The 14,349-nt window shown below is 72.7% G+C and carries 15 protein-coding genes and 5 tRNA genes; 9 read left to right on the top strand and 11 right to left on the bottom strand.

Annotated elements, in window-relative coordinates:
- Nucleotides 1-32: 32 nt before the first annotated feature.
- Nucleotides 33-518 carry a TIGR02611 family protein gene (locus tag ABZ822_RS12545; RefSeq protein WP_360851474.1) on the bottom strand — a complete coding sequence of 162 codons (486 nt, stop codon included), beginning with the start codon at nt 516-518 and terminating at the stop codon, nt 33-35.
- 190 nt (nt 519-708) lie between these two features.
- Between ABZ822_RS12545 and ABZ822_RS12540 the strand changes: the two genes are divergently transcribed.
- Both ABZ822_RS12540 and ABZ822_RS12535 read left to right on the top strand, forming a co-directional pair.
- Complete coding sequence (locus ABZ822_RS12540; RefSeq protein WP_003959770.1) at nt 709-1,122, top strand: SsgA family sporulation/cell division regulator; 414 nt, start codon at nt 709-711, stop codon at nt 1,120-1,122.
- A 252-nt stretch (nt 1,123-1,374) separates the two neighbouring features.
- Nucleotides 1,375-1,932, top strand: a complete 558-nt coding sequence (locus ABZ822_RS12535; protein ID WP_360851162.1) for a CGNR zinc finger domain-containing protein — start codon at nt 1,375-1,377, stop codon at nt 1,930-1,932.
- Nucleotides 1,933-1,968: 36 nt separating this feature from the next.
- Here ABZ822_RS12535 and ABZ822_RS12530 read toward each other — a convergent pair whose 3' ends face one another.
- Both ABZ822_RS12530 and ABZ822_RS12525 read right to left on the bottom strand, forming a co-directional pair.
- Nucleotides 1,969-2,169, bottom strand: coding sequence for a hypothetical protein (locus tag ABZ822_RS12530; RefSeq protein WP_360851159.1), 201 nt, complete (start codon nt 2,167-2,169; stop codon nt 1,969-1,971).
- 88 nt (nt 2,170-2,257) lie between these two features.
- Complete coding sequence (locus ABZ822_RS12525; protein WP_360851156.1) at nt 2,258-2,725, bottom strand: hypothetical protein; 468 nt, start codon at nt 2,723-2,725, stop codon at nt 2,258-2,260.
- 163 nt (nt 2,726-2,888) lie between these two features.
- Here ABZ822_RS12525 and ABZ822_RS12520 point away from each other — a divergent pair, with 163 nt between their 5' ends.
- The gene (locus tag ABZ822_RS12520; protein WP_360851153.1) at nt 2,889-3,398 is read left to right on the top strand and encodes a DsbA family protein; all 510 of its coding nucleotides are present in this window, start codon (nt 2,889-2,891) and stop codon (nt 3,396-3,398) included.
- Nucleotides 3,399-3,438: 40 nt separating this feature from the next.
- Here the strand turns inward: ABZ822_RS12520 and ABZ822_RS12515 are convergent, their stop codons facing one another.
- The 3 genes from ABZ822_RS12515 to ABZ822_RS12505 all read right to left on the bottom strand — a co-directional run bounded on the left by ABZ822_RS12515 (nt 3,439) and on the right by ABZ822_RS12505 (nt 6,243).
- Nucleotides 3,439-4,278, bottom strand: a complete 840-nt coding sequence (locus tag ABZ822_RS12515; RefSeq protein ID WP_360851150.1) for a GNAT family N-acetyltransferase — start codon at nt 4,276-4,278, stop codon at nt 3,439-3,441.
- A gap of 85 nt (nt 4,279-4,363) precedes the next feature.
- Entirely contained in the window at nt 4,364-5,188 is an 825-nt protein-coding gene (locus ABZ822_RS12510) for an aminodeoxychorismate lyase (RefSeq protein WP_360851147.1), read from the bottom strand.
- Complete coding sequence (locus tag ABZ822_RS12505; protein WP_360851144.1) at nt 5,185-6,243, bottom strand: chorismate-binding protein; 1,059 nt, start codon at nt 6,241-6,243, stop codon at nt 5,185-5,187. Before ABZ822_RS12505 ends, ABZ822_RS12510 begins: the two co-directional genes overlap by 4 nt.
- Nucleotides 6,244-6,582: 339 nt before the next feature.
- Here ABZ822_RS12505 and ABZ822_RS12500 point away from each other — a divergent pair.
- The 5 genes from ABZ822_RS12500 to ABZ822_RS12480 all read left to right on the top strand — a co-directional run bounded on the left by ABZ822_RS12500 (nt 6,583) and on the right by ABZ822_RS12480 (nt 7,130).
- Nucleotides 6,583-6,655, top strand: a tRNA-Gly gene (locus ABZ822_RS12500).
- A gap of 31 nt (nt 6,656-6,686) precedes the next feature.
- A tRNA-Cys gene (locus ABZ822_RS12495) sits at nt 6,687-6,760 on the top strand.
- Nucleotide 6,761: 1 nt separating this feature from the next.
- Nucleotides 6,762-6,833, top strand: a tRNA-Val gene (locus ABZ822_RS12490).
- A 76-nt stretch (nt 6,834-6,909) separates the two neighbouring features.
- Nucleotides 6,910-6,981, top strand: a tRNA-Val gene (locus ABZ822_RS12485).
- Nucleotides 6,982-7,058: 77 nt separating this feature from the next.
- Nucleotides 7,059-7,130, top strand: a tRNA-Val gene (locus tag ABZ822_RS12480).
- Between the two features lie 97 nt (nt 7,131-7,227).
- Here ABZ822_RS12480 and ABZ822_RS12475 read toward each other — a convergent pair.
- The 3 genes from ABZ822_RS12475 to ABZ822_RS12465 form a co-directional block, all read right to left on the bottom strand.
- A complete protein-coding gene (locus ABZ822_RS12475) occupies nt 7,228-7,509 on the bottom strand; it encodes a zf-TFIIB domain-containing protein (RefSeq protein ID WP_360851141.1) in 282 nt (93 codons plus the stop codon).
- 70 nt (nt 7,510-7,579) lie between these two features.
- On the bottom strand, nt 7,580-8,752 hold the full coding sequence (locus tag ABZ822_RS12470; protein ID WP_360851138.1) for a phosphotransferase: 1,173 nt from the start codon (nt 8,750-8,752) through the stop codon (nt 7,580-7,582).
- Nucleotides 8,753-9,501: 749 nt separating this feature from the next.
- Complete coding sequence (locus ABZ822_RS12465; RefSeq protein ID WP_360851135.1) at nt 9,502-9,708, bottom strand: hypothetical protein; 207 nt, start codon at nt 9,706-9,708, stop codon at nt 9,502-9,504.
- A 664-nt stretch (nt 9,709-10,372) separates the two neighbouring features.
- Here ABZ822_RS12465 and ABZ822_RS12460 point away from each other — a divergent pair.
- Nucleotides 10,373-11,677, top strand: coding sequence for a protein kinase (locus tag ABZ822_RS12460; RefSeq protein ID WP_360851132.1), 1,305 nt, complete (start codon nt 10,373-10,375; stop codon nt 11,675-11,677).
- Nucleotides 11,678-11,752: 75 nt separating this feature from the next.
- On the opposite strand, the gene ABZ822_RS12455 is transcribed toward ABZ822_RS12460, so the two are convergent.
- Both ABZ822_RS12455 and cobA read right to left on the bottom strand, forming a co-directional pair.
- A complete protein-coding gene (locus ABZ822_RS12455; RefSeq protein WP_360851129.1) occupies nt 11,753-12,571 on the bottom strand; it encodes an RNA methyltransferase in 819 nt (272 codons plus the stop codon).
- A gap of 55 nt (nt 12,572-12,626) precedes the next feature.
- The gene (gene cobA, locus ABZ822_RS12450; protein WP_360851126.1) at nt 12,627-13,871 is read right to left on the bottom strand and encodes a uroporphyrinogen-III C-methyltransferase; all 1,245 of its coding nucleotides are present in this window, start codon (nt 13,869-13,871) and stop codon (nt 12,627-12,629) included.
- Nucleotides 13,872-14,349 lie beyond the last annotated feature (478 nt).

The following is a 14,349-nucleotide window of genomic DNA, read 5'->3' as shown; positions in this document are numbered from 1 at the left end:
CATGTCAGAGGGTGCCCATGACCATCTGCGCGTCAGCGGGCGACATGCCACGGCATCATCAGGCCGTAGTTGGCGATGTACACCGCGACACCGCCGGCGATGATCGCCAGGCCGATCGCGGTCAGGATGATGTTGCGCCGCCGCACCCTCGGATCGAGCGCCCTGTGAGCGGCTTCGGTCACTTTCCGTTTCGTCCAGCGCAGCACGAGCTGGGCCCAGACGAACTCGGTCGCCCAGATCGCCATGCCCGCGAAGATCACCAGCCAGCCGGGGCCGGGGAGCGGCAGCATGATCACGCCACCCGCCACGACGGCGAGACCGACCAGGAAAACGCCCACCTGCCAGCTCAGATGCAGCGGCTTGGATGCCTTGATGAACTGCGGAGCCTTCGACCCGAGCTGTCCGCCGACAGCCGTCGCACCGGTCCCCGTCATGGCATCACCCGTCATACCGTCCCCCGTCGGGCCGGTGGCCGCCACTCCGGCAGCCTCCTGCCGCTCGTCACTCTCCGCATTCATACGACCCAACGTACCCGACGGAGAAGCGTCACCGGAATGGGCGCCGAGGATGATCAGGAACTCCGCCATTCGGGGTACCTGAACAACCTCAAAACGGGCAGAGGGGTTTACAACGACACCGTAGGTGGCATGTCGATTTCGCCGACGTGCGAATCCCCGAGCGCACACTGAGCGAAAGGCCTTGGCGCTTATGAACACCACGGTCAGCTGCGAGCTGCACCTGCGCCTCGTTGTGTCGAGCGAATCCTCCCTGCCCGTCCCAGCGGGTCTGCGGTATGACACGGCCGATCCTTACGCCGTGCACGCCACCTTTCACACCGGAGCCGAGGAGACCGTCGAGTGGGTGTTCGCCCGCGACCTCCTCGCCGAGGGACTGCACCGGCCGACCGGCACCGGAGATGTCCGGGTCTGGCCGTCCCGCAGCCATGGCCAGGGCGTGGTCTGCATCGCCCTGAGCTCCCCGGAAGGTGAGGCGCTGCTCGAGGCCCCGGCGCGGGCGCTGGAATCGTTCCTCAAGCGGACGGACGCCGCCGTCCCGCCCGGCACCGAGCACCGCCACTTCGACCTCGATACCGAGCTCTCCCACATCCTGGCCGAAAGCTGAGCCGGGGAACACCGGAGAGGCACCGCAGGGACCAACCGCCCCGAACCGCTCACAGCCCGTAGCCGTCCGACTCGGGGAGACGGCGCGAGCCCGGAACACCGCACACAGCAGCCAGCCACCGGCGTCTTCGCCGCGGATCGCACCCGCGACGAAGGCGCCGCTGCGTTGCGGGCGCTAGAGTCGGCCACCATCCGGAGCCGCACACACGCGCGGAACCGGCAGCGAAGCCGACCACCGGCCAGGGAGCGAACCGTGCTGATCAACCACGACACCCGGTGCGCGCTCGAATCGGTCGTCGATCTCGTGAACACGGTCCCCGAGGGCGAGGAGCCCGACGCGCTCCCCGACGTCGCGGCCCTGCGGGGCTTCGTCGAGCGCCACACCATCAGCGACGTCGGACGGCTCGGTGATCACGATCTGGAGGCCGTACGGGCGGTGCGCGGCCTCTTCGCCGAGGTCTTCGCCTCCGAGGACACCCGGGAGGCCGCGGAGCTGCTCAACAAGATGGTCGCCGGGGCGGGCACCACGCCCCGCCTGACGGACCACGACGGCTACGACTGGCACGTGCACTACTTCGCGCCCGGCGCGTCCCTCGCCGACCATCTGGCGGCCGACGGGGGCATGGCTCTGGCCTTCCTCGTCGTCGCGGGCGAGCAGGAGCGTCTGCGGCGCTGCGAGGCCCCGGACTGCCGGCGGGCCTTCGTGGACCTCTCCCGGAACCGCTCGCGGCGCTACTGCGACAGCCGGACCTGCGGCAACCGTCTGCACGTGGCCGCCTACCGGGCGCGGCGCCGCGAGGCCGCGGACTGATCCGGCGGGCCGCCGGTGCGGCGGACACGGCCCGCGTCACCACGGGTACAGGTCGTAGAGCGCGGTGAACAGCAGCAGGGCACCGATCACCGCGAGGAAGAGCATCAGCGGGGGCTGGGACAGCGCGAACAGGCAGCCGCGCGGCTCGGCGCCGGATTCTCCTGTGCCGTGGGACAGATGGGCTGTTCCGTGGGACAGGGACGGGTCGGCGCCCGGGGTGGCGAGGTCGTCGTTCATCTCCCGCCGATGATGGCGCAGCGGCGAGCCCGCCCATGCTCAACACGCGCAATTTTCAGGGGACTTCGTCCTGATCTGACAGTTCCTGTCAGATCCCGTGCTTCTTCAGGATCGCCTCGATGTCCTCGAAATCGTCGAGGCCGTCGGACCGCCCCTTCTTCGCCTTCGGCGCGGGCTGTGCCGCCTTGCGTCCGGGCCCCACCGCGGGAGCCGACGCCGCCGGCTCAACCCCGGGCCGTCCCTCCGTGCCCTGAGGCGCGCCGCGCCCCGTGCGCCGCCCCGCGACCCTGGCGATCATGAAGAGCACCACGGAGACGGCGAGAACGGCGAAGCCCGCCCACACCGTCGGCTTGAACACCAGGTCGGCGGCCCAGTCCCCGACGGCCCGCCCCACCTTCCCGCCCAGCTGGGCCAGGCCCGCCATGGCCAGCCCCACCGGGACCAGCGCGAAGGCGGCGATCCGCGTCGCGCGCGCGTAGCGACGCCGGTACGCCGTGAGGATCGCGATCGCGAGACCCGCGGCGGACAGCGCCACGCATACGGTCGTGGTCAGCATGGCGCAAGCACTCCCATCCCCGTCGTGGTGTTCCGCCCTCCATCCTGCACCGCGGCGCCGACAGCGGCCATGCCCCGCGGGCCCCTTCAGGGACATCTCCGGGACACGGTCCTTCCCAGGTCCCGGTCCGGCGCCGTCACCGCCTCCTGCGAGACTGTCCGCCATGAGCAACGCCACCCCGAACGGTCCCGTCGTCCTCGACATCTGGTGCGAACTGCAGTGCCCGGACTGCCGCGCCGCCCTGGACGACCTGCACGCCCTGCGCGAGCGCTACGGCGACGCGCTCGAGCTGCGTCTGCGCCACTTCCCCCTGGAGAAGCACCGGCACGCCTATGCGGCGGCCCAGGCCGCGGAGGAGGCAGCGGCGCAGGGGCAGGGATGGGCGTACGTCGAGGCGGTGCTCGCGCGTACGGAGGAGCTCGCGGCACGCGGCGAGCCGCTGCTCGTGGAGGTGGCGGGCCAACTGGGCCTGGACGCCGAGGAGATGGACACCGCGCTGATCGACGGACGCCACATGCTGATCGTGGACGCCGACCAGGCGGAGGGGAAGGCGATCGGGGTGACGGGCACCCCCACGTACATGATCGACGGGGAGCGCTTCGACGGCGGGAAGAGCCAGGAGGGGCTGCGGTCACGGATCGTGGAGATCGCGGACCGGCTCCTGGGCCGCTGATCCCCCGCCGCCGGGCCGGATCCGCGGCGGACCGCGACGCTCAGATCAGGGACTTCCAGAGGTGGCGCCGGGTCGTCGCGTAGCCCAGCGACGCGTACAGCCGCAGTGCCGGGGTGTTGCCCGCGAAGACGTTCAGGCCCAGCCGGTCGGCGCCCGCTACCCGGCACTCCTGCTCGGCGGCGAGCATCAGCGACCGCCCGTGGCCGTTCCCCCGGTGCCGCTCGGCGACCTCGACCTCGAAGACGAAGCCGTCCATGTCGCCGGGCAGGGTGTCCGCGAGCGAGACCCAGAGGGTGCCGACGTCCTCCCCGCCGTGGGACAGGACGCGCAGCAGGGCCGCGGCGGTGTCGATCCCGTCCGGCAGCAGGGCCGCGTGATCGGCTTCGGCCTTGGCCCGCGCCTCCTCCTCGGCCATGCCCCGGTCGATCCAGCTCTGCGCGTACGTGCGCCGGGCGTTGGCGCTCCAGACCCCGAACTCCCCTGCCGTCATGGGGCGTACGGCGCTGCCGTCGGGTAGCGGGGACGGCCGGTCGGGCACGCGCTTGACCATGTTCCGGTTGCGCTCGATGTATCCGAGCGCGGCGGCCAGGCGCAGCGCCACCTCCGCGGACTCCGGGATCGTGGCCTCCACGCGGCGGCAGCCCCAGCCGCGCAGGACCTCCTCCGCGGCGAGCGCGGCGACGGTGGCGCGGCCGCGCCGCCGGTCGGGCACCTCGATCCGCAGATCCACGATCCGGCCCACCGCCGGACCGAATCTGCCGTCCGTGGAGAGCCCGGTCGTGCCGACGCGACGGCCGTTGACGCAGACCTCGTAGTCACGGGACCGCATCCCGTCCGCGCCGTGCCGGTCCGGCCCCGTGGGCCGCAGGGTCGTGGTCATCAGAGGTGTTCTACCCCGCGCCAGGTCCTGCCGTCACCCGTTTTGACAGCGCACAGGCCTACCGGGGCTCGCCCGCGCACACCGCTCAGCGCGGGTCGAAGTCCTCGGCCGACCGCTCGTAGAAGATCCGCATCGCCTTGGCGGTGACCGGCCCGTGCGCACCGGGCAGCTCGCGGTCGTCGAGGCGGTGCACGGCCTGGACGTCGCGGAGGCTGGACGTCACGAACACCTCGTCCGCCCGCCGCAGGACGTCGAACGGCAGGTCCGTCTCCTTCGCGCCGGCCCAGTCGACGACCAGCGCGCGGGTGATGCCGGCGAGGCAGCCGGAGGCGAGCGTCGGGGTGAGGAGTTCACCGTCGACGACCACGAACACATTGGCGCCGGTGCCCTCGCAGAGCAGACCGGCGTTGTTGGCCATGAGTGCCTCGGTGGCCCCGTGCTCCCGCGCCCGGGCGAGCGCGACGACGTTCTCGCCGTAGGAGGTGGTCTTCAGGCCGGCCAGGGCACCGTTCTCGTTACGGGTCCAGGGCACGGTCACGACGGCCGTGCTGTCGGGCCTGGGCTTCGTGGCGTCCAGGGCGACGACCAGCGTGGCCGGGGCGGTGCCCCGGTCCGAGCCCAGCGGCGAGACCCCGCCGGTGTATGTGATGCGCAGCCGGGCCAGGGGAACCGGTTCGGCCACGAGCACCTCCTCGCAGCCCCGCCGCACCTCGTCCAGGTCGGGTTCCGGCAGCCCGAGCCCGCGGGCGGAGCGCGCGAGCCGCTGGAGGTGCCGGGTCAGGGCGAAGGCCCGCCCTCCGACCGCCTTGACCGTTTCGAAGACGCCGTCGCCGACCGTCAGCCCGTGATCGAGCACGGACACACGGGCCGTCTCGACGTCCCGGATGCTCCCGTCGAGCCAGATCCTCATCGTCGTGTCCTCCCGGACTCCTCGTACGTTCCCGACGCTACCGCGAGCAGCCGTGAAGCCTTCAGTTCTGTCTCCTCCCACTCGCGCTCCGGATCCGAGCCCCAGGTGATCCCGGCACCGGTGCCGAAGCACAGGACGGGGCCACCGGGCTCCGTGCGGTCGATCCAGAAGGTCCGGATCCCGACGGCCAGCTCGCCCGTACCGCGATCCGCGTCGACCCAGCCGATGCCGCCGCAGTAGGGGCCGCGGGGAACGGGTTCGAGCGCGTCGATGATGCGCAGGGCGCTGGACTTGGGAGCGCCGGTGACCGAGCCGGGGGGAAACGTTTTGGCAAGCAACTCGGCCCAGCCCGCGCCCTCGTCCAGCTCACCGCGCACGGTGGAGACCAGGTGCACCAGACCCGGGTGCCGCTCGACGGCGCAGAGCGCCGGGACCGTGACCGAGCCGGTGGCGCAGACGCGGCCCAGGTCGTTGCGGACCAGGTCCACGATCATCACGTTCTCCGCGCGGTCCTTGTCCAGCAGGTCCGCCGGGGTGCGCCCCGTGCCCTTGATCGGGCCCGACTCCACGACCCGCCCCGCCCTCCGCAGATACAGCTCGGGCGAGGCGGTGGCCACCTCCACGCCGTGCGCGGGCAGTCGGACCGTACCCGCGTACGGGGCCGGGTTCCCGCGCGCGAGGAGCGCGGTGAGCGCGTCGACGTCCGCCGCCGCGGGGTCGGGCAGCGGAGCGGACAGCACACGGCAGAGGTTCGCCTGATAGACCTCGCCCGCGGCGATGTGCTCGCGAATCCGCCGCACACCGGCCGTGTACGCGGCGCGGTCGAGCGAGGACGACCAGTCGCCGGGGGCGGGGGCGGCCCACGCCCCCGGTACGGCCGCGGGCACGGGCTCGCGCCGTACGTCCCCGAAGCGCGCGCAGACCAGCTGCCCCTCGAAGTCCGCGACCACCGCCCAGAAGCCCGTCGAGTCCAGCGCTGCGGGGTCGCTGGTGACATCGCGCAGGTCAGCGGCGACAAGATCCCCGAAGCGGGCGAGAGGTGGGAGGTCGTGCACGGCTGTGAGTCTAGGGTGGCGCGGCGCGCGGCCTGGGCGGGGCACCGCCGGCCCCGCGCGGACGGGACCTGCGCGCGGCGCCGGCGGGACGGCATCCCGGGCCGGTCGCGCGGGACGTCGAACGGGATGCCACCAGGGTGCCGTGTGCGGACCCCGGGAGGTCCTGAGCGCGGATGTCCGGGAGCCGAGGGGCACAGGTGCGGCGAGCCGAGCGCAGCACGCTGGGCAAACGGAATTTGAGCTGGCCCAGGAATCCGCTAAAGTTCAACACGTCGCCGGGACGCGGATGCGCCCCGGGGGCTCGGAGCACCTCCCGGACGAACTCCGGGGGAGGCACCTGCGGACGTGGCTCAGTTGGTAGAGCATCACCTTGCCAAGGTGAGGGTCGCGAGTTCGAATCTCGTCGTCCGCTCGGCGTGGGGGATCACCCGAACCCTCACAGTGGTGGAGTGGCCGAGAGGCGAGGCAACGGCCTGCAAAGCCGTCTACACGGGTTCAAATCCCGTCTCCACCTCCACGGACGATTAGCTCAGCGGGAGAGCGCTTCCCTGACACGGAAGAGGTCACTGGTTCAATCCCAGTATCGTCCACTGGTCCGCAGGACCTTCCCTCCACGGAGGGCAGGGATCGCAAGGACCTCGCCCCGGCAGCAGGCCGGGGGCCCCGGCGCGATTAGCTCAGCGGGAGAGCGCTTCCCTGACACGGAAGAGGTCACTGGTTCAATCCCAGTATCGCGCACGCACCAACTGCCGTACTACGGTCCGTAGTACGGCAGTGCGGCGCAGAGAGCAGTACCGAGTGCAGAGCAGTACCGCGGACGATTAGCTCAGCGGGAGAGCGCTTCCCTGACACGGAAGAGGTCACTGGTTCAATCCCAGTATCGTCCACACGAAGGCCGGGGCCGGAGCGTTGAAGCTCCGGCCCCGGCTTGTGCGTTCAGCCCTCTTCAGGGAGAGACGCAGCCCCCTCAGGAAGAACGGCCCCTCAGGACGAGAAGAGCATCCGTCCGAAGCCCCGTTGACGGTGGCCGTGGTGGCCATGACCGTGCTGCCCGTGGTGAGGGGCGCCCCAAGCGGGAGCCGCCGGGTAGGCCTGCGGGGCGGGCGGGGCGGGCGGCGCCTGCTGCGACCACTGCGACTCGAGCCGGGTCAGCGACTCCAGCTCCCCGTAGTCGAGGAAGATCCCCCGGCACCCGCTGCACTGCTCGATCTGCACGCCGTTGCGGTTGTACGTATGCATCGGCGCATGACACTTGGGACACTGCATGCTCGGCTCAGCTCCTCGCCGTCGGACGTCGAACTGCCGGGAAATTCTGCCCGGCAGCACATGCTTCACGCTACGTACTGACGCAAGACGACATGTCTCCGGATCCCAGTTCCGCGATCCGGACACAGCCGTCGACCAGCGCCTCCTCGTCCTCGTCAGGGGCGCGGCCCTCGGCGGCGGCCCTGGCGAGGGCGAGCGCGGCCGTCTGGACGGTCAACGCGCGGGCCGGGACGTCCAGTTGGGGCCAGGGGTCGCCCTCCGGCCGCACGGCCGGTCCCCCGGCGCGGCGGTAGGCGTCCAGGAAGCGCTGCCAGACCTCGGGCGCGAGAAACCCGACCGCGAACCAGGCGGCGGGACGGGCCAGGTCCCACGCGGGGTCGCCGATGCCGAGATCGTCGACGTCGATCAGCAGCCAGGGGCCATCGGGGGCGGGATGCCGGACGAGCTGGCCCAGATGCCAGTCGCCGTGGCAGAGGCCACGGCTTCCGACGGGGGTGGCTCCGGGGGTGGTGCCGCCCCCGCGGGGTGCGGTGTCGGTGGCGTGAGGCGCCTCGTCGCGGGCCCAGGGCGGCAGGCCGCGCCAGGCGCGCCGGACGGCGTCGCGAGCGGCGGGGCTCACCGGGGCCGCCTCCGCCAGCCGGGCCACGGCCCGGGCGACCTTGGCGGGTCCGCCCATCGGCGGTAGGGGTCCGCCGATGGGCGCTGCGGTTCGGTCGATGGCCGGTACGGGTCCGCCGATGGGCCCTGCGGTTCCGCGGGTGGGCGGTACGGGGCCGGGCAGGGCGAGTTCGGCGGGCGGGGTGGAGTGCAGCCGCGCGAGGAGGGTTGCCGCCTCCTCCCACGGGGCCGCGGCCGGGTCGTCCGGGGCGACGGGACGACCCATGGGCCAGAGGCTGGCCGGACGTCCGTCGTGGAGTCGGCCGAGCAGTCCGCCGTCGCCCGCGACGGGCAACGGTGGGAGCAGCACGCCGCGGAGCCGTGGGTGGGCGGCGACGTGGAGCCGTGCGGCGAGCGCGGCGGGGTCCGTGCCGGGGGCGTGCGCCTTGGAGACGACGTCCCCGATCCGTATGACGGTGCCGTCGGGGCGGTCGGCGAGGACGACCGGCTCCGGGGTGGGACGCGGGTGCGGGATCTTGGCCGCGGGTTCGGGAGTGCCGGTGGGCGCGTGTGTGGCGGAGGCCTGTGTGACGGGGGCCCGTGTGGCCCATTGCTGCAGTTCCTCGGCGATCGGTGTCTGGTGCATGGCTCCCCCTGTCCCGCTCTTCCCCTGTCCCGCTCTCCTCCGGGGTCGGATCCTACGGCCGGTGGGGGGGTGGGTGCGCTCTGTCCGGTGGGTGGGTCAGGGGCGGTGCGGGACAGTCCCTCCGGGGCTGCATGATTTACGGGCCGGCGCCCCTCTCGATTCCGTCTGCGGCCCGGCCGTCAGCCGGCCCACAAATCACGCTCTACGCCCCTTGCCGGGACCATCCCACCCCACCCCTTCCCCGCCGCCCGCGACCACCCCGAGTCCATCTCCAAGATCCGGTCCGCAGGGGCGGCGATCCTCCGAGAGCAGCCCGGATGCGGGCAGCGGCCGGTGCCAACCAACAGGCCAGGCCCGGTAGTTGAAAGTCGTGGATGCGGTTAGCGGGCCACCGAAGGGAGGGGGCGGGGTGGGGCGGGTGCTCTCCAGACACTAAAGCGTGATGTGTGGGCAGGCCGAACACCGGGCCGCAGACGGAATCGAAAGCGGCGCCGGCCCGTACATCATGCCGCCGGGAGAGGGCCCGCCCTACCCCGCACCCGGCACCCGGCACCCACACAAAAGCCCCCCGCGCCCCGGGGGCGAAACCCCCGAGCGCGGAGCGGCCCACTCGGCGAGAGAACAGCGCGATGCCCGGACAGCTCCCCAGCTGTCCGGGCATTCGTGCCGTCCGCCGCACCCCCGTCCCCACGGGGTTGATGGCCGGTTGTCCCCGGCCCGGGCCGCTCTTCCCGGGCCCGAGGCGCCGCTCAGCGCCCCAGCATTCCGACCACGGACGACGCTTGTGTGACGACGGCTTCCCAGCCGCCGAAGACCACCGCGAGCACGGCTGCCAGGGGCAGCACCATCGCGGCGGCGACCAGTGGGTGGCGCGTGCCCGAGGGGCGGATGCCGAACGAGGCCACTGCTTTGCGCCCCTGCGACACGAAAGCCGTGCGTCCTGCTGTGTCCGCCATGGCCCCCGCTCCCTTCCCCTCGCCCACGCGCCGGTGCGTTCACCGGTTCACGTACCGATTCCGGAGCGGCGGGCGTCTGACCTCGGGGGACGAGTGGCCGCCCGCCGCTTGACCTCAACATTACGGACGCCGGGGCCCCCGGTCGTCATGCCTCCGTACCGATTGGCCGTTCTCCAGGAGGATGACGCCGGGCGGAAGCGGATACTCCTCTGGGTGGAGATCCGCTTCCAAACCTGCGGGTCATCCCTCACAGGACGGCCCCGTCGGCCGTTCCGGGCAGGGGTGGCGCACGACCGGACCTGCGGTCACCTCCCCTGACGGTGCCTCGGCGAGAGGCGTGACTTCGCTCACTCCACCACTCCCCCGCACTTCCCGGTGAGACCGACCGCGAGGCGACCGTCCCGTACGCCCTTGTCGTGTCCCCGGCGTCAACCACGGCCTCCGCCCGGTCACCCCACATCTGATCAATCCCCCTTACGTGACGGACCGTTGAGATCTCGCGCCGGGGCGAGTACCCCCGATCAGCGGCCCTCCCGTTCCCTACTCCCGGGATCCCGCCGGACCCTGACAATCCGTCGGTCGACGCATGCGGCGCCTATGAGCACACCGGGTCGGCAATCCGTAAGCTGTGGCACGTCAGGCGGACCGGCGATCAGGGATGGACATGGCGATGATGCGGCTCCGGCGCGAGGACCCGCGTGTCGTCGGCTCGTTCAGGCTTCACAGGCGACTCGGTGCCGGCGGTATGGGCGTGGTCTACCTCGGCTCGGACCGGCGCGGCCAGCGGGTGGCGCTGAAGGTGATCCGGCCCGATCTGGCGGAGGATCAGGAGTTCCGGTCGCGGTTCGCCCGCGAGGTCTCGGCGGCGCGGCGGATCCGCGGCGGCTGCACGGCCCGGCTGGTGGCCGCCGACCTGGACGCGGACCGCCCGTGGTTCGCCACGCAGTACGTACCCGGGCCTTCCCTGCACGACAAGGTGACCGAGGAGGGCCCGCTCTCCGCGGCCCGAACGGCGTCGATCGGCGCGGCCCTGTCCGAGGGCCTGGTCGCCGTGCACGACGCGGGTGTCGTGCACCGTGACCTCAAGCCGTCGAACATCCTCCTCTCCCCCAAGGGCCCCCGGATCATCGACTTCGGCATCGCCTGGGCGACCGGCGCCAGCACGCTGACCCACGTGGGCACGGCCGTGGGCTCCCCCGGTTTCCTCGCCCCTGAGCAGGTGCGCGGCGCCGCCGTGACCCCGGCGACCGACGTCTTCGCGCTGGGCGCCACACTCGCCTACTGCGCGACCTCGGACTCCCCCTTCGGGCAGGGCAGTTCGGAGGTCATGCTCTACCGCGTGGTGCACGAGGAGCCGCACCTGCACGGCGTCCCGGACTCCCTCGCGCCGCTCATCCAGGCGTGCCTGGCCAAGGACCCGGCGGACCGCCCGACCACCCTGCAGCTCTCGATGCGGCTCAAGGAGATCGCGGCGCGCGAGGCGCACGGTCTGCCGGAGAGCCGCCCGCCCGCCCCCCGTCAGGAGGCGCGGCCGGCCGGGCGGCCGGCCGAGGAGTACGCGCGGCAGCGCACGGAGCGGCGGCAGGCGACGCCCACGCCCTCCTCGCGAGCCCAGTCGCCGCGGGCCTCCACGCCGCGTACGCCGCCCCGCCCGGGCACGCGCACTCCGGTGGCTCGGGGCGGGACACGGGGCGGCACGCGCCCCGGCCCTCGGACGCACACGCGCCCCGGGCCGCCTCCCGGCCGGCGCCCCCGGGTCAACCGGCGGCTGCTGCGTCAGCGGCTGATCGTGTTCGTCACGGTCACGCTGCTGGTGGCACTGGGCATCGCCGCGGCTCAGGGCTGCGAGGGACCGGCCCGGGGGCTCGGCCTGAACCCTGACCTCAAGGCCCGGTACGGATCGCAGGCGCAACGGTCCGACCTGCCGCCGGACCCCGGTCCGGCCGCCGCGGCGGGTCAGGTCGGCTGAGGGACGAGGTCACCGGACGACTGACGGTGCGGGCCTGTCACCGATGGGGGGCTCACCCTCCGGCCGACGGCGGGCTCACGCCTCCGGGTGGCCGCTCGCCAGGGCGTAGAAGGCGACCGCCGCCGCGGCGCCCACGTTGAGCGAGTCCACGCCGTGCGACATCGGGATACGGACCCACTCGTCCGCCGCCATCAGCGCCTGCGTCGACAGCCCCTCCCCTTCAGCGCCGAGCATCAGCGCGACCCGCTCCAGCCGATGCGGGGCGGCCGCGTCGATGGCGGTGCCCTTCTCGTCGGGCGTCAGGGCGAGCAGCCTGAACCCGGCTTCGCGCACCGACTCCAGCCCGCGCGGCCAGGTCTCCAGCCGTGCGTACGGGACGGAGAAGACGGCCCCCATGGAGACCTTCACCGACCGCCGGTAGAGCGGGTCGGCACAGTCCGGCGAGAGCAGCACCGCGTCCATGCCGAGGGCCGCGGCGCTGCGGAAGATCGCGCCGATGTTGGTGTGGTCGTTGACCGCCTCCATGATGACCACCCGCCGCGCGGAGGTGAGGAGTTCGGCCGCGGTCGGCAGCGGCTTGCGCTGCATGGAGGCGAGGGCGCCGCGATGCACGTGGTAGCCGGTCACGCGCTCCGCGAGGTCGGGGCTCACCGCGTAGACGGGGGCGGGCACCTCGTCGATGACGTCGCGCATCACGTCGACCCACTTGGACGACAGCAGCATCGACCGCATCTCGTACCCGGCGTGCCGGGCACGGCGGATCACCTTTTCGCCCTCGGCGATGAACAGCCCTTCCGCGGGCTCCCTCTTGCGGCGCAGCTCGACGTCCGTCAGGCCCGTGTAGTCGCCGAGGCGGGGGTCGTCGGGATCGTCGACCGTGATGAGTTCTGCCACAGGGTGATACTGCCTTGTCCTGGTTGCGGTGCCAACGGCGCCGTACGTGCTGAAGTTACCGGGGGTTACGCGAACCGACGGCGACGACCTCTCCGATGACGACGACCGCGGGCGGCCGTACGCCCTCGACCCGTACGCGCTCCGCCACGGTCGCGAGCGTCGCGTCGACCCGGCGCTGGGCGGCCGTCGTGCCTTCCTGCACCACGGCGACCGGCGTGTCCGCACCACGCCCGTACGCGACGAGCGCCTCGGCGATGGCGCCGATCCGCTCCACGGCCATCAGCAGCACCAGCGTGCCGCGCAGCCGGGCGAGCGCCTCCCAGTCGACGAGCGACCGCTCGTCGTCCGGCGCGACATGGCCGCTGACGACCGTGAACTCATGCGCGACACCCCGGTGCGTGACGGGGATGCCCGCCGCGGCGGGCACGCTGATCGAGCTGGAGATCCCGGGGACGACGGTGCATGGAACACCCGCCTCGGCGAGCGCCTCGGCCTCCTCCATGCCCCGGCCGAAGACGAACGGGTCCCCTCCCTTGAGACGGACGACCGCCTTGCCCGCCTTCGCGTGCTCGATCAGGGCGTTGTTGATGGCTTCCTGCGCCATGAAACGGCCGTACGGGATCTTGGCCGCGTCGATCACCTCGACGTGCGGCGGGAGTTCGTCCAGCAGATCGCGCGGGCCGAGGCGGTCGGCGATCACGACGTCGGCCTCCGCGAGGAGCCTGCGGCCGCGCACGGTGATCAGGTCCGGGTCGCCCGGGCCACCGCCGACGAGCGCCACGCCGGAGGTGCGGGAACGGTGGTGGGGAGCGGCGAGCGTGCCGTCGCGCAAGCCCTCGACGACCGCGTCCCGCACGGCCGCCGAACGCTTCGGGTCCTGGCCCGTCAGGACCGCGACCGTGACACCCTCGCTGCGGCCGGTGGCCGGGGTCCAGGCGGTCGCCGCCTCGGCGTCGTCGCTGCGCACGCACCACACGCGGCGGGCCTCGGCCTCGGCGGAGGCAGCGGCGTTCGCCTCGTCGTCGTCGGTGGTGATCAGTGCGTACCAGGCGTCGGCGAGGTCGCCCTCGCGGTAGCGGCGACGCTCCCAGCGCAGTTCACCGGCGTCGGCCATGGCTTCGACCGAGGGGGTCGCCGAGGGCGAGATCAGCAGAACGTCCGCACCCGAGGCGAGCAGCCCGGGGAGCCGCCGCTGGGCCACCACTCCGGCGCCGAGCACGACGACCCGTCGTCCTGCGAGCCGCAGTCCGACGGGGTAGGCGGGGTACGGCGTCGGGGCGCCGGCGGCGTTCTCGGTCATGGCTGGTGCGAGTCCTCCGTGCGGAGAGGCGGGAACGTGGCCGCTGCGGCACTGGAGCGGCAGGCCGACCAGGGTCGGCCCTCGCGGCCCACCCTACGGTGAGGCGGCCTCGGGCGTCCGGGCGGCCTCGGCGGGTCGGATCCTACGGCCGGTGGGGGTGGGTGCGCTCTGTCCGGTGGGTGGGTGCGCTCTGTCCGGTGGGTGGGTCAGGGGCGGTGCGGGACAGTCCCTCCGGGGCTGCATGATTTACGGGCCGGCACCCCTCTCGATTCCGTCTGCGGCCCGGCCGTCAGCCGGCCCACAAATCACGCTCTACGCCCCTTGCCGGGACCATCCCACCCCACCCCTTCCCCGCCGCCCGCGACCACCCCGATCGATCCCCAAGATCCGGTCCACAGGAGTCGCGATCCTCCGAGAGCAGCCCAGAGGCGGCAGCGGCCGGTGCCAACCAAAAGGCCGGACCGAGCAGTTGAAGGTG

Origin of the sequence: Streptomyces sp. NPDC047108 (genome assembly GCF_040643575.1) — a bacterium.
GTDB lineage: Bacteria > Actinomycetota > Actinomycetes > Streptomycetales > Streptomycetaceae > Streptomyces.
Note: the sequence above shows the minus strand (reverse complement) of the source record. Positions and strands in the feature narration are given on the sequence as shown.